The sequence below is a fragment of the Paenibacillus sp. J22P143 genome, from assembly GCF_059692035.1.
Genome location: NZ_JCAUAQ010000007.1, coordinates 119,481 through 138,513, shown reverse-complemented (window position 1 = coordinate 138,513; position 19,033 = coordinate 119,481). Strand labels below are relative to the sequence as shown.

General features: G+C 47.4%; 20 protein-coding genes. 7 read left to right on the top strand and 13 right to left on the bottom strand.

All coding sequences use genetic code 11. The features are described 5' to 3' along the window. Positions 1-1,116, top strand: a complete 1,116-nt coding sequence (locus AC58PQ_RS13930; protein ID WP_497242520.1) for an aminopeptidase — start codon at positions 1-3, stop codon at positions 1,114-1,116. 76 nt (positions 1,117-1,192) lie between these two features. Here AC58PQ_RS13930 and AC58PQ_RS13925 read toward each other — a convergent pair whose 3' ends face one another. Together AC58PQ_RS13925 and AC58PQ_RS13920 are read right to left on the bottom strand one after the other, a co-directional pair. Then, positions 1,193-1,582, bottom strand: a complete 390-nt coding sequence (locus tag AC58PQ_RS13925; RefSeq protein WP_497242519.1) for an MmcQ/YjbR family DNA-binding protein — start codon at positions 1,580-1,582, stop codon at positions 1,193-1,195. A 46-nt stretch (positions 1,583-1,628) separates the two neighbouring features. After that, positions 1,629-2,480 (bottom strand): helix-turn-helix domain-containing protein, encoded by an 852-nt coding sequence (locus AC58PQ_RS13920; protein WP_497242518.1) that lies wholly within the window; start codon positions 2,478-2,480, stop codon positions 1,629-1,631. Between the two features lie 184 nt (positions 2,481-2,664). Here AC58PQ_RS13920 and AC58PQ_RS13915 point away from each other — a divergent pair, with 184 nt between their 5' ends. Then, on the top strand, positions 2,665-3,516 hold the full coding sequence (locus tag AC58PQ_RS13915) for a sugar phosphate isomerase/epimerase family protein (RefSeq protein ID WP_497242517.1): 852 nt from the start codon (positions 2,665-2,667) through the stop codon (positions 3,514-3,516). Between the two features lie 198 nt (positions 3,517-3,714). Here AC58PQ_RS13915 and AC58PQ_RS13910 read toward each other — a convergent pair whose 3' ends face one another. From AC58PQ_RS13910 to AC58PQ_RS13875, 8 genes are all read right to left on the bottom strand, one after another. Next, positions 3,715-4,446, bottom strand: coding sequence for a nucleoside phosphorylase (locus AC58PQ_RS13910; RefSeq protein ID WP_497242516.1), 732 nt, complete (start codon positions 4,444-4,446; stop codon positions 3,715-3,717). Between the two features lies 1 nt (position 4,447). Further along, positions 4,448-5,125 (bottom strand): sulfite oxidase-like oxidoreductase, encoded by a 678-nt coding sequence (locus tag AC58PQ_RS13905; protein ID WP_497242515.1) that lies wholly within the window; start codon positions 5,123-5,125, stop codon positions 4,448-4,450. 32 nt (positions 5,126-5,157) lie between these two features. Then, complete coding sequence (locus AC58PQ_RS13900) at positions 5,158-6,081, bottom strand: ABC transporter permease (RefSeq protein WP_497242514.1); 924 nt, start codon at positions 6,079-6,081, stop codon at positions 5,158-5,160. Beyond that, on the bottom strand, positions 6,065-7,132 hold the full coding sequence (locus AC58PQ_RS13895) for an ABC transporter permease (RefSeq protein WP_497242513.1): 1,068 nt from the start codon (positions 7,130-7,132) through the stop codon (positions 6,065-6,067). Before AC58PQ_RS13895 ends, AC58PQ_RS13900 begins: the two co-directional genes overlap by 17 nt. Next, positions 7,125-8,624, bottom strand: a complete 1,500-nt coding sequence (locus AC58PQ_RS13890; RefSeq protein ID WP_497242512.1) for an ABC transporter ATP-binding protein — start codon at positions 8,622-8,624, stop codon at positions 7,125-7,127. The genes AC58PQ_RS13895 and AC58PQ_RS13890 overlap by 8 nt, the downstream gene beginning before the upstream one ends. Positions 8,625-8,722: 98 nt before the next feature. Further along, on the bottom strand, positions 8,723-9,748 hold the full coding sequence (locus AC58PQ_RS13885; RefSeq protein WP_497242511.1) for a BMP family lipoprotein: 1,026 nt from the start codon (positions 9,746-9,748) through the stop codon (positions 8,723-8,725). A 269-nt stretch (positions 9,749-10,017) separates the two neighbouring features. Further along, complete coding sequence (locus AC58PQ_RS13880) at positions 10,018-10,551, bottom strand: MFS transporter (protein WP_497242510.1); 534 nt, start codon at positions 10,549-10,551, stop codon at positions 10,018-10,020. A gap of 1 nt (position 10,552) precedes the next feature. Continuing rightward, positions 10,553-11,983 carry an FAD-binding protein gene (locus AC58PQ_RS13875; RefSeq protein ID WP_497242509.1) on the bottom strand — a complete coding sequence of 477 codons (1,431 nt, stop codon included), beginning with the start codon at positions 11,981-11,983 and terminating at the stop codon, positions 10,553-10,555. Between the two features lie 415 nt (positions 11,984-12,398). Between AC58PQ_RS13875 and AC58PQ_RS13870 the strand changes: the two genes are divergently transcribed. The 3 genes from AC58PQ_RS13870 (at position 12,399) to AC58PQ_RS13860 (ending at position 15,094) form a co-directional block, all read left to right on the top strand. Further along, a complete protein-coding gene (locus AC58PQ_RS13870; protein ID WP_497242508.1) occupies positions 12,399-13,064 on the top strand; it encodes a TVP38/TMEM64 family protein in 666 nt (221 codons plus the stop codon). A 36-nt stretch (positions 13,065-13,100) separates the two neighbouring features. Next, on the top strand, positions 13,101-13,778 hold the full coding sequence (locus AC58PQ_RS13865; protein ID WP_497242507.1) for a phosphatase PAP2 family protein: 678 nt from the start codon (positions 13,101-13,103) through the stop codon (positions 13,776-13,778). A 284-nt stretch (positions 13,779-14,062) separates the two neighbouring features. Continuing rightward, on the top strand, positions 14,063-15,094 hold the full coding sequence (locus tag AC58PQ_RS13860) for an LLM class flavin-dependent oxidoreductase (RefSeq protein ID WP_497242573.1): 1,032 nt from the start codon (positions 14,063-14,065) through the stop codon (positions 15,092-15,094). 64 nt (positions 15,095-15,158) lie between these two features. On the opposite strand, the gene yxiS is transcribed toward AC58PQ_RS13860, so the two are convergent. Then, complete coding sequence (gene yxiS / locus AC58PQ_RS13855) at positions 15,159-15,467, bottom strand: protein YxiS (RefSeq protein ID WP_497242506.1); 309 nt, start codon at positions 15,465-15,467, stop codon at positions 15,159-15,161. Positions 15,468-15,617: 150 nt separating this feature from the next. Between yxiS and infC the strand changes: the two genes are divergently transcribed. Continuing rightward, complete coding sequence (gene infC, locus AC58PQ_RS13850; RefSeq protein ID WP_497242505.1) at positions 15,618-16,106, top strand: translation initiation factor IF-3; 489 nt, start codon at positions 15,618-15,620, stop codon at positions 16,104-16,106. On the opposite strand, the gene AC58PQ_RS13845 is transcribed toward infC, so the two are convergent. Then, entirely contained in the window at positions 16,088-16,585 is a 498-nt protein-coding gene (locus tag AC58PQ_RS13845; RefSeq protein ID WP_497242504.1) for a hypothetical protein, read from the bottom strand. The two genes, infC and AC58PQ_RS13845, sit on opposite strands and share 19 nt — an antisense overlap. A gap of 189 nt (positions 16,586-16,774) precedes the next feature. Beyond that, positions 16,775-17,590 carry a C39 family peptidase gene (locus AC58PQ_RS13840; RefSeq protein ID WP_497242503.1) on the bottom strand — a complete coding sequence of 272 codons (816 nt, stop codon included), beginning with the start codon at positions 17,588-17,590 and terminating at the stop codon, positions 16,775-16,777. A 190-nt stretch (positions 17,591-17,780) separates the two neighbouring features. Here AC58PQ_RS13840 and AC58PQ_RS13835 point away from each other — a divergent pair, with 190 nt between their 5' ends. Continuing rightward, a complete protein-coding gene (locus tag AC58PQ_RS13835; RefSeq protein WP_497242502.1) occupies positions 17,781-19,028 on the top strand; it encodes a M48 family metallopeptidase in 1,248 nt (415 codons plus the stop codon). Positions 19,029-19,033 lie beyond the last annotated feature (5 nt).

The window sequence follows — 19,033 nt, the reverse complement described above, 5'->3', positions numbered from 1 at the left end:
ATGTTGGATCCTAGACTAACTAAGCTTGCAGACGTATTGGTGAATTACTCCGTGAAAGCGAAAGCTGGCGAGAATATTTTAATTGAAGCGTACGGGATTGATTCCGCGCTGGTTAAAGAAATTGTAAAGAAAGTTCATGCCGCAGGAGCGCATCCTTTCGTAAACTTGCGTGATCATGCTGTCATTCGTGAACTCGTTATGAACGGTACAGAAGCTCAAATGCAAACATGGGCGGATGCGGATTCGTTCCAAATGAAACAAATGCAAGGCTACATAGGTGTACGCGGAGGCGCTAATATTTATGAGCTGTCGGATATTCCGGCTGATCGCATGAAGCTGTACAACTCCGTGTATTATCAACAGGTTCATTTTGATGTCCGCATTAAGGATACAAGATGGGTTGTTCTTCGCTACCCAACGTCTTCCATGGCGCAGCTGGCAAGCATGAGTACAGAAGCGTTCGAAGATTTCTACTTCAATGTATGTACGATGGATTATGGCAAAATGTCCAAAGCGATGGATCCGTTAAAAGAGCTTATGGATCGCACAGACAAAGTGCGCCTGGTTGGCCCTGGTACGGATTTGACGTTCTCGATCAAAGGCATCGGCGGCGTCAAATGCGACGGCGAGTTGAACATCCCGGATGGCGAGGTGTATTCGGCTCCTGTGCGTGATTCCGTTAACGGTATCATTTCGTACAATACGCCTTCGCCTCATGATGGCTTTATTTTCGAGAACGTTGTGCTCCATTTCGAAAATGGTAAAATCGTTAAAGCGACGGCGAATGATACGGATCGCATTAATGAGATTTTTGATATGGATGAAGGCGCTCGCTACGTAGGTGAGTTTGCGATTGGTGTGAATCCTTATATCAAACACCCGATGAAGGATATTCTGTTCGATGAGAAAATCGACGGCAGCTTCCACTTCACACCTGGTAATTGCTATGATGATGCCTACAACGGCAATAAATCCTCGCTGCATTGGGACATGGTAAACATCCAACGTCCTGAGTATGGCGGCGGCGAAATTTGGTTCGACGATGTATTGATCCGTAAGGACGGTATTTTCGTTCTGCCTGAGCTTCTAGTATTGAATCCGGAAAACCTGAAATAGGTTCCGTTCCACAGTAAAAAGGTTGTCCAACGTCATGTATTGACGTGGGCAACCTTTTTTGTATGAAACAATGTATTTATGACATCGTAACTTTCAGCTGCTGGACAAGCTTCTTGGGTGCCGTTCGCGCATACCCTTCGACGATCAAATCCTGAATCTCTGTCCATGGCACGAGTTCAACATTCAGGATGCTAACCCAGCCGTGACGGCCGATGTAAGGCGTCTTCTGATAAGCCGTGGCATCCTGACCTAAGAGGAACTCCTGCGTAGTAAGGTTCGTTTTGAGTGATGTTGAGACTTGGCCATCCGTTTCGCCCATAAAAATAAAAGGTTTGTCTTTGACACGAAAGGTGGTGTGGCCAAATCCATCTACCTTTTCTTCTACTTCTGGCAGTTTTGTGCAAAAATCACGGATTCGGGCAACGAGTGCCAGTCCCTGAGCGGATTGAATCTGACTGTGGGACACTAAGATCAACTCCTGAGGATGGATTGGAATTCACTGCAACTGCCTATTACACCCGTCGCTGCTGCGACTGGTACTGCCGCGGGGGCAGGCCAACGGCCTTTTTAAACGTCCGAATGAAGTTCGAATAGTCATTGAAGCCTGCTAGCTGGCACGTGTCAGTGACCGTGGAGCCCTCACGCAGCAAATGTTTCGCTCTAGCAATTCGTTTGAACAGGATGTGCTCGTGAATCGTGCTGCCGGTATGCTTTTTGAACAGTCGGCACAGGTAGGAGCGATTCATGAAGACGACCTGCTCCAACACCTCGAGCGACAGGTCTTGATCTAGATTTTCGTCAATGTAGGTGAATAGAGAGGAGAGCTTGTCTGGCATCATGACCTGCTCTTCTTGTTTGCCTTGATTTTGAAAGATTCGATTGATAAAAACGAGCAGCTCAATAAAGGTAGCAACGAACAGGATCTCTGATCCTGGTAGTGCCTGCGGACGGCGATGCATCTCCATTCGCTCATAGAGCTTCATGATGTCGTCGATTTGCGACGGCGTCAGTCTCATCCGATTTTGCTCACCAAAAACACGGTTATCAAAACAGTCCAACAGATTGAACTCAGTAGAATTGAAATGCTGTAACAGAGCGGGATTGAAGTGAATAACGACATTCTCGTAACGCTGTTTCTTCGATTGAAAATTAGGCCGATGAAGCTCATTGCTATGCATAATCAGCAAGTCGCCATATTGCAAGGGATATACTTGCTTTTCGATAAAATAATGAACGTCACCTGTAAGGAAGAAGTAGATTTCATAATGGTCCTGATGCTGGTGGAACTCCAGCGGGATCGGATTATGGGTGACCGCGTGTCGGAAATTTATCATATGATTGAGATTGTTATACATTTCCTGCATATGAAGCGCTCCTCTATGAGTTGGAGTCAATATAAGCAAACTTTTGCCCAATTAATGCAATGAATACGTTATTATTATACTGCAAAATATAGGAGAGTTAAACATTCAACCTGATCTTGCTTATACTTAAGCTTATGCTTACGATGCTAGTTTTTCTAGCGAAAAACTTTTAGGAGGCTTATATATGAAATTATCCGTATTTACTGTGGCGACACCAGATTTGACCCCTGAACAACTTGCTAAAGCGGCTGCTGCTGCTGGTATTACTGGTATTGAGTGGCGCTTCAAAGATATCCCTGCTGACGCTGTGGGAGAGACTCCATCCTTCTGGAGAAATAATCTGTGCTCCATCGATCCAGCTGCTTCGGAGGCAGAGCTTGAACGCTTTAAGCTTGCTGCCATTAACGAAAACTTGGTGAACTTGAGCATCACGCCATATTTAAATAACTGTGACGTTGCTGAAACGGAGCATGTTTTTAAAGCGGCTCAAAAGGTAGGCGTACCTTTCATCCGTGTGGGTGTACCTGCTTACGATAAAAGCAAAAACTACAATGATTTGTTTGCCAAAGCAGTGGACTACCTTCACCATGTTCAAGAGCTTTCCCAGCAGTATGGGGTGAAAGGCTTGGTTGAAATTCATATGAATACGATCGCGCCAAGCGCAAGTCTTGCGCACAGACTGGTAGCTGGCTTTAAACCTGAGCATCTTGGTGTTCTTCACGATGCGGGCAACATGGTTTATGAAGGGTTCGAGAACCACCGTATGGGCCTTGAATTGCTAGGACCTTACTTGGCACATGTGCATGTCAAAAATGCCGCATGGTCGCTTACAGGAGAGGAAGAAGACGGCATTAAGCTGTGGAAATGCGCGTGGACGCCAATTGACGAGGGTATCGTAAACTGGAAGCAGTTGCTTGGCGATTTGAAAGCAGTTGGTTATGACGGCTACCTCGGTATTGAAGATTTCAGCGGTCAATTCGGCTCACAAGAGATGCTGAATAACTTCTCCGCGAAAGTGAAGCAATGGTTGGCTTAATAGATGATTTATAAGGCCTAATTATAAAGCCTAATAAAGAAATAACCTTCAAAACCACGGGAATGACCACTATGGGATTGAAGGTTATTTTTGTGCTCGGATCATTGATGCACTTTTACATTTTCGCACTTTCGCAGCAGGATGGAGCGTACGCTGGATGTAGATACGGTGCTGCTAATGAATATCGCTCGGACGATTCTAGTTGTCAGCCGACGCCAATTTCACAACCGCGCTAATCGCAGCTTCAATCTCCCGCTCAATCGCCCCAGACACAACATCCGTATGCGGGTTGTACACTTCCCGCAGATCAGCATCCGCATAGCCATCCAAGGCGACAATAGCACCAGCACGCACACCGCGCAACGAAGCGATGACATAGAGTGCCGCAATTTCCATCTCGACGGCTAAAGCGCCAGCTTGCTTGTATTTACGATGCGGGAATTCCTCGACGCCTTGGAAGAAAGCATCTAACGTAACCGTAATCCCTAGCTTCACTAGACCGTCCGTCTCACAAGCTGCTTCATAAAGCGCGCGTGTAACGTCATGTTCGGCTACCGCAGGGAAGCCATGTGGCACTAACTGGCGAGTTAAACCTTCTTCACGTACCGCCGCGGTGCTTACAACGAGACTTCCTGGTGGAACATCCGCGGAGTAGGAGCCAGCCGTCCCGACGCGAATCAATGTCTTGACGCCGCCTTTGATAAGTTCTTCGAAGCAAACTGCCGCACCAGGGGATCCGACACCATGACTTACAACGGTGATGGGAACACCATTTTTTTCGCCAACGAAAGTACGATATTCTCGGCTGAAGCTGAGCTCTCTTGCATTGTCTAGCTTACGCGAAATAGCTTCGGCTCTGAACGGATCCCCACAGACGATCGCATATGGTGATAGGTCTTCCGAATTGACTTGTAAAATAGGCAATAACATACTAGTCGAACTCCTTTCTGACCCATTCATCTTCTGGAATAGGAATGGCTTCGCCAGAGAAGCGTTGTTCTTCAAAAGGATCGGCTACATTGTGGAAGCCATTCCGTTCCCAGAAGCCCTCGCGATCCTCGGCCATGAACTCGATACCGCGAATCCATTTGGCACTTTTCCAGAAATACAAATGGGGAACTACGAGCCGAAGCGGCCAGCCATGCTTTAGCGTGAGCGGCTTGCCATCGAAGGTCATGGCAAGCAAGATATCGTCACCCATGAGATCTGCGAGTGGCACATTCGTTTCATAGTCGTTGTCCGCGTGAATCATGACATACTTTCCTTCAGGTTTCACATCCAAGTGTTGGAGGAAATCCCTGAACCGCACACCTTCCCACACCGTATCCAGCTTGGACCAACGGGTCACACAGTGAATATCGCATTGGATTTGGGTGCGAGGCAGGGCAAGCAAGTCGTCGTAGCTGAAGGTTTTCTCTTCAGCTACTTGTCCAAAAACGCGTAACGACCACTCCGCCATATCGTACTTCGGTACTTCTCCCTCATGCAAAATAGGGAAACGGTCCGTAACTACTTGACCAGGCGGAATTCGATCAGCAAGCTCTTGTGGAACCTCTACAGCGGGGATTTGCATGCGCTTGATGCGCTCCGCTTTGGTGTCTTTGTGCATCTGTCATCCTCCTAAGCTTATGCGTGAATCTCTTAACGTGAACTGCCATTCGCTTTCTGTGCATCCGCCAAGTAATTCCCTTTACGGAAGAATAGCATCGCAAGCAATGTAACGATATAAGGCAGCATTTGTGTGAAATGGGTAGGTAAAGAGAAGCCTTGAAGTCGGATACTGAACGCATCCATTAAGCCAAATAGTAAGCTGGAGGCCATGACGCCAATCGGATTGGCTTGTCCCAGCATCGTTGCGACGAGTGCAATAAAGCCTCGGCCTGCCGTCATCCCTTCGGTAAACATCGTGACTTGTCCGAGTGAAAGCTGTGCACCGGCTAGTCCACACAGGACACCACAGATCAGCACCGCCAAATATTGCATCCGATTGACTTTGATGCCTAGGCTTTTCGCGGCAACCGGATTTTCCCCGACTGCAATCATGCGAAAGCCTAGAACGGACTTAAATAGTAAATATTGAAGACCGAATACGAGCACAAACGCCAGATAGACAAGTGGGGAATGCCCGGAAATAATCCCGCCAATGACAGGGATATCTTGAATGATAGGGATATCCCACTTTGGAAGACCGATCATATTTTTATCATAGTAAGCGCCTTTTACATTAAAAATGGCTTTCAAACAAAACGCCGTTAAGCCTAAGGCTAGAAAGTTGAATGAAATACCGACAACAATGACATTCGCTTGCAAATGAATACTCATATAAGCAAATATCAGTGAAAACAGCATGGTTACGGCGATGGCAATGAGTACAGCTAGAAACACGTTTCCTGTGTAATAGTTACCAACAATCGCCGAGAAGGCGCCGACCAATACGAACCCTTCCAAGCCGACGTTAAATAAGCCAACCCGCGAACAAATCGCCCCACCGAGTGCGGCGAGAAGGATTGGTGCGACCATGCGAAGCATGGAGTTAAATAAAGACACATCAAGAAGATGCTGCATCGCCCTTGCCTCCTTTCCGACGTTTCCAAAGGATAAAGCTGAATTTAGCTGTAACGAACAGAATGAGCAAGGATTGAATAACGCTGGATATTTGCAACGGAATGTCCGTATTGCGTTCAACACCCATGCCTCCGGTCTGCAACGCAGCAAGGAGAATAGAGGCGATGGCTGTCCCCAATGGATGAGCCCCTGAAAGCAAAGTAGCCATGATGCCTGACCAAGCGTAGCCTGGGTTTGAAATCATGCCATCCGTATAGCGATACTGCATGCCAAGCACTTCGACGGCTCCAGCAAGTCCTGCGAAACCACCGCTGGCGAACATACTCGTTAGCATGACTTTCCGTCTATTTACTCCGCCATAGGCCGCAAATAACGGATTGTAGCCCAACATCCGAATTTCATAACCGGCAACTGTATATTTAATGAACAAAAACAGGAGAATAGCGAGTCCAATGGCGATGATAAAGCCGGCATGGACGCTCATACCTTGAAATAATTTGGGCAGCCAAACGCTTTTATCGATCATCATCGTTTGAGCTAGCGCAGCGGAACCTGATTTGTCCTTGAGTGGATAGGCTACCAAATAACCTGCAAATAAAGCCGCAATATAATTAAGCAACAAGGTTGTAATGATCAAATTCAATCGAAATCTAGCATCCAGCCAGCCAGCGAACGCTGACCAAATTCCGCCTGCCAAGATTCCGCCAAGAATGGCAGCCAGCAATTTGCATAGCGGAGGTCCAGGCAGGTAAAGGGCAACCATGGCACTCGATAAGGCGCCAAGAATCATTTGGCCTTCCGCTCCCATGTTGAAAAATCCAGCACGAAAGGCGATCGAAACGCCTAACCCAACAAGAATGAGCGGTGTAGCACGGGTTAATGTATTGGTGACATAGAAGAAGTTGCCGAAGGCACCTTTCCACATCTCTGTGTACGTTTCAATGACGGACCCGCCAATCAGTGAAATGGCAATCGCACCACCGAGTAAACCGATGAGAACGGCAAGCAGCGGCTGAATCCAAGCGCTTAGGTTGAAGCGACTTTTAAGCATTTGAATTTCCTCCTGCCATCATTAAACTAATTTGCTCCTCAGTTGCGTCTTCAGCCGACAATTCGCCGGCAATTCGACCTTCGTACATGACCACAATCCGATCTGACAGCTTGAGAATCTCTGTTAATTCGGAGGATACTAATAGAATAGCACCTTGTTCATCGCGTTTGCGAAGCAGCTCTTCATGAATCAATTCCATGGCCCCTATGTCAACACCGCGAGTAGGCTCAGCAGCTATGAGGAAGGGCTGTTTCTGTGCAATCTCTCTGGCCACAATGAGCTTCTGTAAATTACCCCCGGATAGAAATTTCACTTTCGCATCTTGTGAGCCTGCTTTGATCTGAAATTGCTGGATAAAGCCGCTAACCATTTGACGGAGCTCCATGCCCTGTAAAAAGCCTGAACGACTTTTGATTTTATGATGGCCCATCGTCCCATTCTCTAACACAGTACCTTCTTTGGCGGCTCCCCATTGATAACGATCTTCCGGAACGTGAGATAGTCCAATATCTCTAATTTCACGTACAGACCTCTCCCGAATAGATTTGCCTAATAATTGAATTTCTCCCTGATCTATCGTTTGGAGTCCTGAAATAGCTTGAATCAATTCGGATTGTCCATTACCTGAAATGCCCGCAATACCAACGATTTCTCCCGCTTTTACTTGCAAATTGACGCGATCCAGCACGGGCTTTCCTTTATCTCCATGTATGGAAACGTCTTGAACCTGAAGAACGCTCTGACCGACCTTCACAGCTCGTTTCTTAAGCTGCTTCAAATCTCTGCCTACCATTAGCTTCGACAATTCTTCCATATTCGTTGCCCCTGCATCGACGGTTCCCGTCACTTTGCCATCCCGAAGCACGGTAACGCGATCAGCAACCTCCATCACTTCATGCAGCTTGTGCGTGATGATGATGAAGCTCTTGCCCTGAATGGCTAGGCTCCTCATAATGACCAGAAGTTCTTTCGCTTCCAATGGTGTAAGCACCCCGGTCGGCTCGTCCAAAATAATAATGTCGGCCCCTTGGTACAGCACTTTCAAGATTTCGACGCGCTGCTGCAAACCAAGTGGACAATCGGCCACCTTCATGCGCGGATCAATCGGTAAGCGATATTGGGCACAAAGCTCTTCAACCTGGGTGATGGCTTTTTTACGATCAAATGAAAGCCACGCTTTCGGCTCATTGCCGATCACGATATTTTCAGCCACGGTAAAAGACGGAAAAAGCATGAAATGCTGATGCACCATACCGATTCGATGATGTATAGCGTCAGTGGGATTCGTAAATACAACTTCTTTATCGTTTAAAAGAATACGGCCAGCCGAAGGCTGCTCCATGCCGTACAAGATGCGCATTAGGGTTGTTTTGCCAGCGCCATTTTCCCCGACTAACGCATGAATCTCACCTTGACGCAGCGAGAAATCAACATTGGAATTCGCTGTTAAATTGCCATATGTTTTCGTAATTTGACGCATTTGAAGCAGCATAACGGTTTTTCGCTCCTTTACCTAGACATGAGGAAACTGCTTACGTCTCCGTAAACAGTTTCCAGGTCAAACCTATGAGATTATCGTACGGCGGATGACTATTTAACTGGGTTTTCTACTTTTACTTTACCAGAAACGATATCATCACGAATAGCTTTTACCTTCGTTACAACGTCTTGTCCGATGAAAGGACTTAGTGTCGATTTCGTTTCTCTCGTTACGAAAGTAAGACCAACGCCATCTTCTTTCAAGCCGTAGTCAACGGCACCGAATTTGAACGTGCCATTTACGAAATCTTTCACCGTTTGATAAGCAACGGCATCCGTACCTTTCAATTGGGAAAGGACGATATGCTGTGGATCGGTTACGGTACGGTCAATATCTTGTCCGGAAGTAAAGAAGCTTTTCTCTTTCGCTGCTTCAAATACACCTAGATCGCCTACAGCAGATGCGCCAGCAATGAAGTCTGCGCCTTGCGCGAATTGCGTTAATGCCAATTCTTTGGCTTTAGCAGGATCCGTGAAGCTGCCTACATAGTTTACGATGAATTTCGCATTTGGATTCGTTGATTTCAGACCTTCTTGGAAGCCAACCGTATATTTCTTGATAAGCGGGATATCAACCGCTGCAACCATACCTACTACATTTTTCTTCGTAGCTAGACCCGCAGCTGCTCCAAGCAAGTAAGCTGCTTCATGCTCACGGAAGACAACGCTGCGAACATTCGGAAGGTCGACAACCGTGTCAATAATAGCAAATGATTTCTTCGGATTTTCGGTAGCTACTTTTTTAAGTGCATCCTCAGCCGTGAAGGAACTTGTAATAATAAGATCATAATTATCGGCAACGGCAGCGCGCAAGTTTTGCTCGATTGCACTCGCATCCGCGGATTCTACGGTTTTTACAGTAACACCAAATTCTTTACTAGCTTTCTTCACACCTTCATCCATTTGTGCGAAAAATGGATTCACACCAATTTTCTCAGGCGTAATAAGAATAATCTTCTTATCTGATTTGGCTGCTGGCGCCCCTGATGCTGCAGGTGATGCTGTGTCTGTCTTCGCTGCCCCGCACCCTGTTAGTAATACAGTTGCGGCTAGAACTGAAAATATGGCTTTTCTCATGATGTCTCTCTCCCCTGATCTATTTATGTATTTATTAACCAATGGCTAATAATAGCCTGCTGAAGAACTCGGATATAGTCAAAGGAGTTATTCTCCAATTCGACAAATTCATCCAAAATTCTACAAACGATAAACCTAACGGTTATTATACTAAAATGTACGGACACAATCCATCTATTTCAATTAAATACCAATAGTTATAGGCAACGGACTGAAATATTCGGTGTTCATATGGCTTCAACCTTGAATTAAATGGATGGTGACGTTATTTAATTCTTCCGCATCTTAAGCGTCATCCAAGCACTCACCGCATAAATCCCCGCGCTTACGTAAAACAACACATCAATCGTCAGCCAATCAATGATATAACCGCCGATGAGCACAGCAAACCCAGATGCTACCGATGTCCAAAAGTGGTAATTGCCAAGCGTACCGCCGCGCTTTCCGTGTTCAGTCCCATCTGCGAGCAATCCGCGCTCGCTCATCTTCTGCATGGCGTTACAGACGCCCATGAATGCTTGAATGAGTAAGACGAAGCCGTACGAAGGAATCCAAGGGAAGATGAGCATCGCAGCCATCATTCCGAGCGAACCGCCTGCCATCATTTTAACTGAGGAGCGGTCCACAAGCTTACCCAGCCATACGGCAGACGCTGCAGAGCTTATCGTGAATATGGCAAAAGCAAGGCCATACGCTGAATACGTACTGCCGAGATTTTTTAAGAACAGCAAATAATAAGGATAGATCATCCCCGCCGCCAATGTTGCTAAACTTTGTGATCGTATGAGTAATCCCACATTCATCCTAATTCCCCCTATAATCGTCGTAGAATTGGTTCATAAAAAGATGCTGTGGATCCCACTGATCTTTGGCTTGGAAAAAGGCGTCCGCCTTTGGATACATCGTTTGGAACTGATCGACTGAAGGAAAAGGGGCATAAGGTAAATAATACGAGCCATGAAATGTCCTCAACTGATCGATGATCCGCCGGACACCTTTGGTCATACGAGCTTGTGCCGCTTCACTTAACGGTGTGTTGAACAGACAAACGAGGGCGAACATGTCGCTCTTCGCATACGAGAGCATCGCTTCTTCGTCATGATTGACGTAACGTACCGTAATATTTAATAGGTTTAATTGTTCTTCTTGCAGGATAGGTTTCATGCTGTTAACAAAGTCGCCAAAATGTTCCACGGGAATGAAATATTCTTGTAAGAGATCATTTTTGGTATCTGAGCTGTAGTCCATGAAATCAGATTCAGATCGCATTGCGTTGTTACGCGTTAGGATTGTGCTGCGGCCGATAAGGAAATGCCGTTGTAAGTCCCAGAACGCATTTTTCGCCCAGTCGAACGAACGATTGAGTCCGAAAAGGAATTTTAGAGGCAATACGTAGCTGTCCTTCAGCTTGAATGTATTGTATTCGGTAATCGGAAGATCAGGTCGTGCCATGTAATTCGTAGCATACATTTCGGATAAGAAGCTATCTGGCGCAACAGAAATACGTGCGAGATGCATGTGGATGTCGGGATTGTTTTTAACCTGGTTAAGGAAATAATCCGTATAGGTTTCAGTCGTCATCGTTTCACTAGTCATCTCGTAAACTACGTCATCCGTTAATGTCAACGTCACATCCAAGATGACACCGAATAAACCGTATCCGCCTAGCGCCAGCGGGAATAGCTCAGCATTTTCAGATCGGGAAACATTGCGTATCGTGCCATCTGCCCCTAATAATCGGAAGGATTCAACGGTACTAATGAGAGAGCCATTCCGAATGTCACGGCCGTGGGCATTGACCGAGATCGAGCCTCCAATTGTAAAAATATTCTGTGACTGCATGGTCTTCACTGCAAGCCCGTACGGGTTTATGTACTTCTGCACATCTGCCCAAGTGGCACCAGACTGCACAGTAATCGTCTTCACCTTCTCGTCAAAGGCGAGAACCTTGTTGAATGGGGTCATATCCAACACGATACTGTCCTTGTAGTACGTATGCCCGCCTTGGCTGTGCCGCTGGCCAGCAATTGAAATCTTGGTGCCTTTTTCCCGGGCATCCTTTACAATCTCTTGAAGCTGCTCTACTTCCTTACTTGGAATGACCCGCTCAATCTTCACAGGTCGAAGCTTACTGTAATCCGATCGTAAGAAGGGATCCTCGCCAGCAACTGATGTCCTCATGTACTGCAAGAGACATAGCGCAAATAAAAGAAGTAACGCTATGATTTTCTTCATGTGGCTATCTCCTCTCGTTATGCTTACGCTCCAAATTATTCCTATAGTGTAAATTCACACTTTTAGCCTGTCAAATGAAAATCGATGTTTCAGCATAATTAACGCACGCTAGTCATCAGTTTTATGGTCGAAGGAGCGAAAAAATAAGAGCGGTGAACCTCTCCTAATTCGGTGTATGAGCTCGCTATCAACCTTTGATCGCGCCGATCATAACGCCTTTCACGAAATACTTTTGCAGGAAAGGGTAATACCCGCATGAAGTAATAGCTAGATTTCCTTTGTCCTAAAAACAAGAGAAGCGTGTCCGAATATCTGCCCCGTGCGTTAAGTTGATATCGACTCACATATTTGTGTAAGATGGAGGGGAAGATCAACCTGCGATAGTTGGGAATCAGGAGTATGAAGGAGGCGAGCCATGGCGCGTTCAAAGCCGCTTTGGTTGCTAATTAGTTGGTTTGTTGCTGCCATTCTTGGGCTATTGATATTGAAATGGACAGGTGTTTGGGAGCATGTGGATCTGAATTGGGTTACGAAATGGCTGCGTGATTTAGGCCCGCTAGGCGGACTGTTGTATATCCTTGCGTATACACTTCGGCCATTAGTCTTGTTCCCGGCAACACCTTTGACCCTCTATGGGGGGTATGTTTTTGGCGCTTTTTGGGGGACGATCTACGATATTATTGGGGCTGGTGCAGGCGCATTATTGTCGTTCTACATTACGCGTAAATGGGGCCGCGGCAGCTTTCAACGCATTTTACGAAGTCCTAAGTTGTTATCTTTCGATCAAAAAGCAGAGGAAAAAGGCTTCATGGTCGTGCTTTATATGCGTCTCATGCCTTTCTTTCCTTTCGATGGCATCAGTTATGGGGCCGGATTATCGAAAATCCGCTTCTGGGACTATACATGGGCTACGTTCATCGGAATTATTCCAGGAGCGATTGTGTATAACGTATTTGGTGCTTCCTTGAACGATATTTGGTCGTGGAAGTTTCTGGGGGCTGTAGGGATGTATGCTGTCTTTGCCGTTGTTCCGCTGATCATCAAGAAACGGCAGGCCCGTAAGGTGCGCCAGGCAGCTTAAGATTATTGATCAACAATTCAGTAGGAGGCTAGAAAGATGAAGGGGAAAGGGAAAGTCATAGCAAGGGATATGGTATGGAGCTTAGGGGGAGCAGGCGTACTGCTCCTTATCTTTATCGTGCTGTCGCAGAGCTTTTCGGCTCGATGGCTACTAGCATTTGATCAACATGTAGGCGGTTACATTCAGGATCAGCGAGGTGATCTATGGACCGCCATTGCGAAAGTATTCACCTTCATGGGAAGCGGGTTGGCGGAATTTATACTCTTTTTTCTAGTTGCTGCTCTGTTGATATTTAAATTCAAGCATAAGTGGGAAACGCTTGTGTTATTCCTTGGTGTACTTGGTGCTTGGGGACTGAATGTAGCACTTAAGAAGCTTGTTGAGCGTGATCGTCCTTCCATAGAGGGAAGGTTAGTCGAGGTAGATGGTTTCAGCTTCCCAAGCGGTCACGCGATGGTTGCGATTCTTTTCTACGGGCTGCTCGGTTATTTGTTATGGGTGAATGTGCGTCAATCTTGGAAAGCAGCTTGGTTCATACCTGCGTTGACCGTCTTGGTTATTCTCAATATTGGACTTAGCCGTATTTACCTCGGTGTTCATTACCCAAGTGATGTGCTTGCTGGCTTCATGGTTGGCGGTGTTGCTCTGATGGGTTGTATACATGCGATTCGGTATATTCGGAGTAGAAAACGAGTCCGATCGACAGCCATGTAAGCAAAACAAACGGCTGCACCGTCCTCTTAGGACGTATCACAGTGTTTATGGAGAAATATAGCCGACGTATTATGTGAAGCATATAGATTCTTATATTTTCATAATGAAAAAGGAAGTCATAAAGTTTTCCAGTAACCATACACTTTTAGTAAGTAAAAGAAATGCTCGGGGCATGCATGGAACTCAGGACAACGCCACTTCGGTTTGTCCTTTTTTCTTTTGTGGTCTGGGCGTTGTATAATTATCATCATCAGCGGCAGAACACTCAGAAAGAAGGGATGACTATGCTGAAGCTAAGTATTCTTGATCAGTCACCGGTATCATCCGGCTTTACCCATAGTGAGGCATTACAACAAACAATTGCACTCGCGCAGCTCGCTGACCGTCTCGGCTTCACCCGATTCTGGGTGTCGGAGCATCATAACTCAGCCGGACTTGCCGGTTCCTCGCCAGAGGTTTTATTGTCCACACTGGCCGCTCGCACAAGCCGTATTCGGCTAGGCTCCGGCGGTGTGCTGCTTCCCCATTACAGCGCCTACAAGGTCGCTGAGAATTTCCGTATGCTCGAGGCGCTCTATCCAGGGCGCATCGACCTTGGCATCGGGCGTGCGCCAGGCGGCACGCCGCATACAGCCAAAGCGCTGCGTGGCGTCGGCGCCGATCTGTTCGAGGGACTGGAGCGGTTCCCTGCGCAAGTCACGGATTTGCTGCGGTTCCTCACCGATTCGGTGGAACCAGGGCACGTATTCGAGGGAATCCGCGCCACCCCTTTGGTGGCCTCGATGCCCCAGGTGTGGCTGCTCGGCTCCACCGGGCAGAGCGGGGTGTATGCGTCGCAGGCAGGCGCAGCCTTCTGCTTCGCGCACTTCATCAACGGAGCGGGAGGACAGCAAGCGGTGCGAAGCTACCGCAGCTCGTTCCAACCGTCGGCGCTCAATGTCGTGCCGCAGGCGACGGTGTGTATTTATGTACTGTGCGCTGAAACGTCAGCGGAGGCGGAAGAGCTTGCGACCTCGATCGATTTGCGTATTCTGCAAATGGAAAAAGGCGAGTTCACCGGAGTGAAATCACCGAAAGAAGCTGCGGAATATGCGTATTCCGATTGGGATCAAACGCGAGTGAGAGACAATCGCTCACGGATGATAGTGGGTAATCCAGGCGAAGTCAGGCAACAAATCCTGCGACTCGCCGAAAGCTATGGTGTTGACGAAGTTATGGTCGTCGCAGGCGGGCATCTTGTGGAAACGAGAAAGCGGACAGTTGAGCTGTTAGCGGAAGCTTTCGCATTAAGCCATCAGCATAGTTACGTAATATAGAGAATGGATTGTGCAGCGAATTCGAGGATGGTCGTCGTTCCGCTGCAATTGGCGGGAGGATTCCCTAGCGATGAAGCTTCGGTCTTTTATCGATTTCTTGCGTTACAATAAACGCAAGCTCTTCATTGCCAAAGAGGGAAAGCACGCCAAGCAATGTGTCATCTGGGACCTCGCCGGCTTCTTCTTTCGGCACCGTTAACTCTAAAGCTTTCTCTAGTGCTTCATTATTCGGCTGGTCTGGATAGGCGCTATGATAAAGTGCTGCAGGGTCCAGACCGTGGTTAATACACCACTGTGCAAAAACCAAAATCATCATATGCTCTTCACGTTTGTAATTTTCGATCATTTGCTCTTCTAATTGTTTATTATTCATCGGGTAACAGACATCTCCTTATACAACCTCTTGGCAACACGCGTAAAGTTTCAGCCAACCTCTATCGATCACACGCGTAAAATCTCAACCAACATCGATCCTTCGACGGGTGGATGGGTTCATTATAGCGAAAGATTAGGTGTATTCACAATGATTATTAAGAATGAGAAAATTAAAGCATCCGATGTACAGGTCACTGGGCTGCAGGGTGAGGATCTAGGCGTTATGTCTACGGAAGATGCGCTTGCTTTGGCGAAAAAGTTAAAAGTTGACCTCGTCTGCACCTCGCTTATGAGCAGCCCGCCACCTTGCAAGCTGATCGGAGCAGGGGCAGCCAAACAGGAGGCCTTGCAGGAAAAGCAGCAAGCAAGGAAGCAAGAGCAGGGACCGAAGGTCAAGGAGCTTCGCTTGACAGCGAACATCGAAGATCACGATCTCGAGACGAAGCGCCAGCAGGCTGAGCGCATGCTGAAAGGCGGAGACGCCGTTCTGCTGGTCGTAAAGATCTCCGGCAAGGAAGGCGTGAAGGCGAAGGCATTATTGGAAACGCTAGTTAAGGAGCTCGGCTCCCACGGCAAGAAGCACACAGGCATCCAATTGAGCGGCAAGCAAGCGGCTGTTCAGCTGGATCCCTTGTAGAAAAAGCATGGACAACCCTTCGGGGATGGTCCATGCTTTTTGTGTTGAGATAGGGATAGTAATGAGCTTTCATCGACAGACACCACTCCAACTGCTGCTGTCGAGCTCGAGATACTCGACATTTTCGAGTAACGCCGCTCAATCGCCGCTGTCGAGCTTGAGATACTCGACATTTTCGAGTAACGCCGCTCAATCGCCGCTGTCGAGCTCGAGATACTCGACATTTTCGAGTATCTCCGCTCATTCGCTGCTGTCGAGCTCGAGATACTCGACATTTTCGAGTAACGCCGCACATTCGCTGCTGTCGAGCTCGAGATACTCGACTTTTTCGAGTATCTCCGCACATTCGCCGCTGTCGAGCTCGAGATACTCGACATGTTCGAGTAACGCCGCTCAATCGCTGCTGTCGAGCTCGAGATACTCGACATGTTCGAGTAACGCCGCTCAATCGCCGCTGTCGAGCTCGAGATACTCGACATGTTCGAGTATCTCCGCTCAATCGCTGCTGTCGAGCTCGAGATACTCGACATTTTCGAGTAACTCAACTTCATTCGCCGCTCGCGTTAGTCCAATATTTCAAAAAAACCAACTAAATTTGGTGGATTCATAATGATTTATACTACCTATCGGCTGTGAAATAGAGGCGTACTGGACGGGACTCTACATATCTATGTGATGATCGTGATCGCCTGGGACCCCATGTGCTCCCAAACCTCTTTGAAGGCAGCCAGCGGATAGGCTTCTTGCTCGCCAGTCATCGGATCGTTCATATAGGCATAATCATCGTCCCATCCGGTAAGCAATAGGGCATGCTCAGGCTGATACCAAGGAACAAGCTCACCTGTCTCGTCCTCCCATTCCAAATCCAAAAAAGGGGTATCCATATGCTCGGTTGCCCAAACCATGGCAGGGCTACCCCCAGCGATGACGCCAAGTAAATCGTCAAAGGAGGTTCCTGTCAGATCGCGAACGTGGCCAGGCAACCAATGATTCATAAGCTTAGCGATGGGGGTATGATAAATCCCGTAGCCGATAGCAAAAGGATCGCCAACGAAAACGTCCTTGGGATTTGCGCCAACAAAGGCGCCGTACTCATTCTCGTAGGGCATGTCCCCCGTAGGCAAGGCGTAAGCCACCTCTTCCTTTGTAATCGGCAGACCAGCCCAATTAAGCAGCATCGTCGCAGCGACAGCTTCACATCCATTAGGCAGCTCGGGTAGTTGTGAGAGCGCGGGAATGGCTTGTATTTGAACATGATGCTCAGTGGGAGTTGAAGGTGCGGCAGGAGATGGGCTTATGACTGCCGTTGTTGCCTCTGAAGCCTTCGGCGCTATGGATGCTTCAGCTTGTCCAGTACTCGGTGTAGCGGAAGGCTGAATGGATATCGAGGTGATTTGTTCCGCACCAGGGGTGTTTGTTTTTACCAATAGGATAAGTGTAAGGCTAACCAAAGCCAATATACAAAGCGTAATCCATTTCTTCATGTCGCACGTCCATTCCAGTCGATGTTCTCATTACATCATGGGTTACTTGAGAATGCAACACAGGAATCCGAAATATGCCTTGAGACACATACACCACTCCCATACACGCATAGACTAGGTAAACAAGCATATCTAGAACAGCTCGGTTCTGCCAAGGATGATAATATCAAGAAGATTGTGGAGGCAAGGGATGAAACGTATTTATTTATGGGGTACAGTTGCTTTTGTTTGTTATGCAGTTAGCGTGATTGTATATTTCATCAAAGGGGATTTATTTCAAATCCCAACAACATTAGTGGGAACTGTGGCTGATCCGAATACGTTCATGACCCATGCAGAAATTGTCAAAGCAGAGTCGCTTTCTCGGATTCATTCATTAACCTTCTTCTTAAGCTCACCCTTGCAAATGGGAGTGACAGTCGCCTTATTCGGCATCGCCGTTAGCTTCCGCCAACTCGCTGAGAAAGTATTCCGAGCTTCGTTCCTGCAAATGCTGCTGTTTGTGGTGCTTTTTACACTTGTTATGGACGTGCTATTTCTTCCGATCGATGTATTTTTGTTCAAAATCGACCAAGCCTACGGCATCTCCAATGAAACGCCTATCATTTTTCTGAAGGATTATTTAAAAACATTTCTCATTGATATCGTAGGCACGATAGTGATGGTGGGGATTTTTAGATGGATCAGTAAATGGAGCCCCCAGCGCTGGTGGGTGTGGCTGTGGTTGATTTCGATTCCTTTGATCTTATTCGTAACATTTATTCAGCCTGTGGTGCTAGACCCGTTGTACAATGATTTCCAGCCTCTTCAAAATCAGGAGCTAAAGGCGCAGATTCTTGATCTCGCGGCAAAATCACACATACCGACCGATCAGGTTTACGAGGTCAACATGTCCGAGCGTACGAATGCGATTAACGCCTATGTGAATGGCATCGGGGGGAACGCACGTATTGTACTCTGGGATACGATTCTGGGTAAGCTGCAGCCAGATCAGATCCTGACGGTGATGGCTCACGAGATGGGACATTACGTGGAACGACATATCTACTGGGGGATCGCTTATGGCGTCGCACTCAGCTTTGTCGGTTTTTGGCTAGCATTCCACGCCTATCGCTTGATCTTGAAACATTGGGGCTCACGGTGGGGAATGCGAGGCGAACGGGACTTAGCGGCCTTACCAATTCTGCTGTTGCTCATATCGCTCATGAGCTTCCTCTCGTCGCCAGCTCAAAACGCATTCTCAAGGGTGATTGAACACCGAGCAGACGTCTATGCGATGCAAATGACGGGCGATGGGGATGCAGCTATCCGCGCTTTTCAGCATATCGCCAAAGAAAATCTCAGCCCCGTTACCCAGCCGAAGCTGGTGCAATGGTTCCGCGGCTCGCATCCGACAATCGAGGAGAGAATCGTGTATTTCAAGCAATTTACGAAGTGAGTGAG

What these genes read in the sequence shown, in the direction of transcription:
- yxiS (WP_497242506.1), bottom strand. Translation starts at nt 15,467, where the DNA reads ATGAATAATAAACAATTAGAAGAGCAAATGATCGAAAATTACAAACGT.
- AC58PQ_RS13835 (WP_497242502.1), top strand. Translation starts at nt 17,781, where the DNA reads ATGAAACGTATTTATTTATGGGGTACAGTTGCTTTTGTTTGTTATGCA.
- AC58PQ_RS13845 (WP_497242504.1), bottom strand. Translation starts at nt 16,585, where the DNA reads ATGTCGAGTATCTCGAGCTCGACAGCGGCGATTGAGCGGCGTTACTCG.
- AC58PQ_RS13920 (WP_497242518.1), bottom strand. Translation starts at nt 2,480, where the DNA reads ATGCAGGAAATGTATAACAATCTCAATCATATGATAAATTTCCGACAC.
- AC58PQ_RS13875 (WP_497242509.1), bottom strand. Translation starts at nt 11,983, where the DNA reads ATGAAGAAAATCATAGCGTTACTTCTTTTATTTGCGCTATGTCTCTTG.
- infC (WP_497242505.1), top strand. Translation starts at nt 15,618, where the DNA reads ATGATTATTAAGAATGAGAAAATTAAAGCATCCGATGTACAGGTCACT.
- AC58PQ_RS13910 (WP_497242516.1), bottom strand. Translation starts at nt 4,446, where the DNA reads ATGTTATTGCCTATTTTACAAGTCAATTCGGAAGACCTATCACCATAT.
- AC58PQ_RS13930 (WP_497242520.1), top strand. Translation starts at nt 1, where the DNA reads ATGTTGGATCCTAGACTAACTAAGCTTGCAGACGTATTGGTGAATTAC.
- AC58PQ_RS13840 (WP_497242503.1), bottom strand. Translation starts at nt 17,590, where the DNA reads ATGAAGAAATGGATTACGCTTTGTATATTGGCTTTGGTTAGCCTTACA.
- AC58PQ_RS13865 (WP_497242507.1), top strand. Translation starts at nt 13,101, where the DNA reads ATGAAGGGGAAAGGGAAAGTCATAGCAAGGGATATGGTATGGAGCTTA.
- AC58PQ_RS13905 (WP_497242515.1), bottom strand. Translation starts at nt 5,125, where the DNA reads ATGCACAAAGACACCAAAGCGGAGCGCATCAAGCGCATGCAAATCCCC.
- AC58PQ_RS13885 (WP_497242511.1), bottom strand. Translation starts at nt 9,748, where the DNA reads ATGAGAAAAGCCATATTTTCAGTTCTAGCCGCAACTGTATTACTAACA.
- AC58PQ_RS13870 (WP_497242508.1), top strand. Translation starts at nt 12,399, where the DNA reads ATGGCGCGTTCAAAGCCGCTTTGGTTGCTAATTAGTTGGTTTGTTGCT.
- AC58PQ_RS13860 (WP_497242573.1), top strand. Translation starts at nt 14,063, where the DNA reads ATGCTGAAGCTAAGTATTCTTGATCAGTCACCGGTATCATCCGGCTTT.
- AC58PQ_RS13895 (WP_497242513.1), bottom strand. Translation starts at nt 7,132, where the DNA reads ATGCTTAAAAGTCGCTTCAACCTAAGCGCTTGGATTCAGCCGCTGCTT.
- AC58PQ_RS13890 (WP_497242512.1), bottom strand. Translation starts at nt 8,624, where the DNA reads ATGCTGCTTCAAATGCGTCAAATTACGAAAACATATGGCAATTTAACA.
- AC58PQ_RS13900 (WP_497242514.1), bottom strand. Translation starts at nt 6,081, where the DNA reads ATGCAGCATCTTCTTGATGTGTCTTTATTTAACTCCATGCTTCGCATG.
- AC58PQ_RS13915 (WP_497242517.1), top strand. Translation starts at nt 2,665, where the DNA reads ATGAAATTATCCGTATTTACTGTGGCGACACCAGATTTGACCCCTGAA.
- AC58PQ_RS13880 (WP_497242510.1), bottom strand. Translation starts at nt 10,551, where the DNA reads ATGAATGTGGGATTACTCATACGATCACAAAGTTTAGCAACATTGGCG.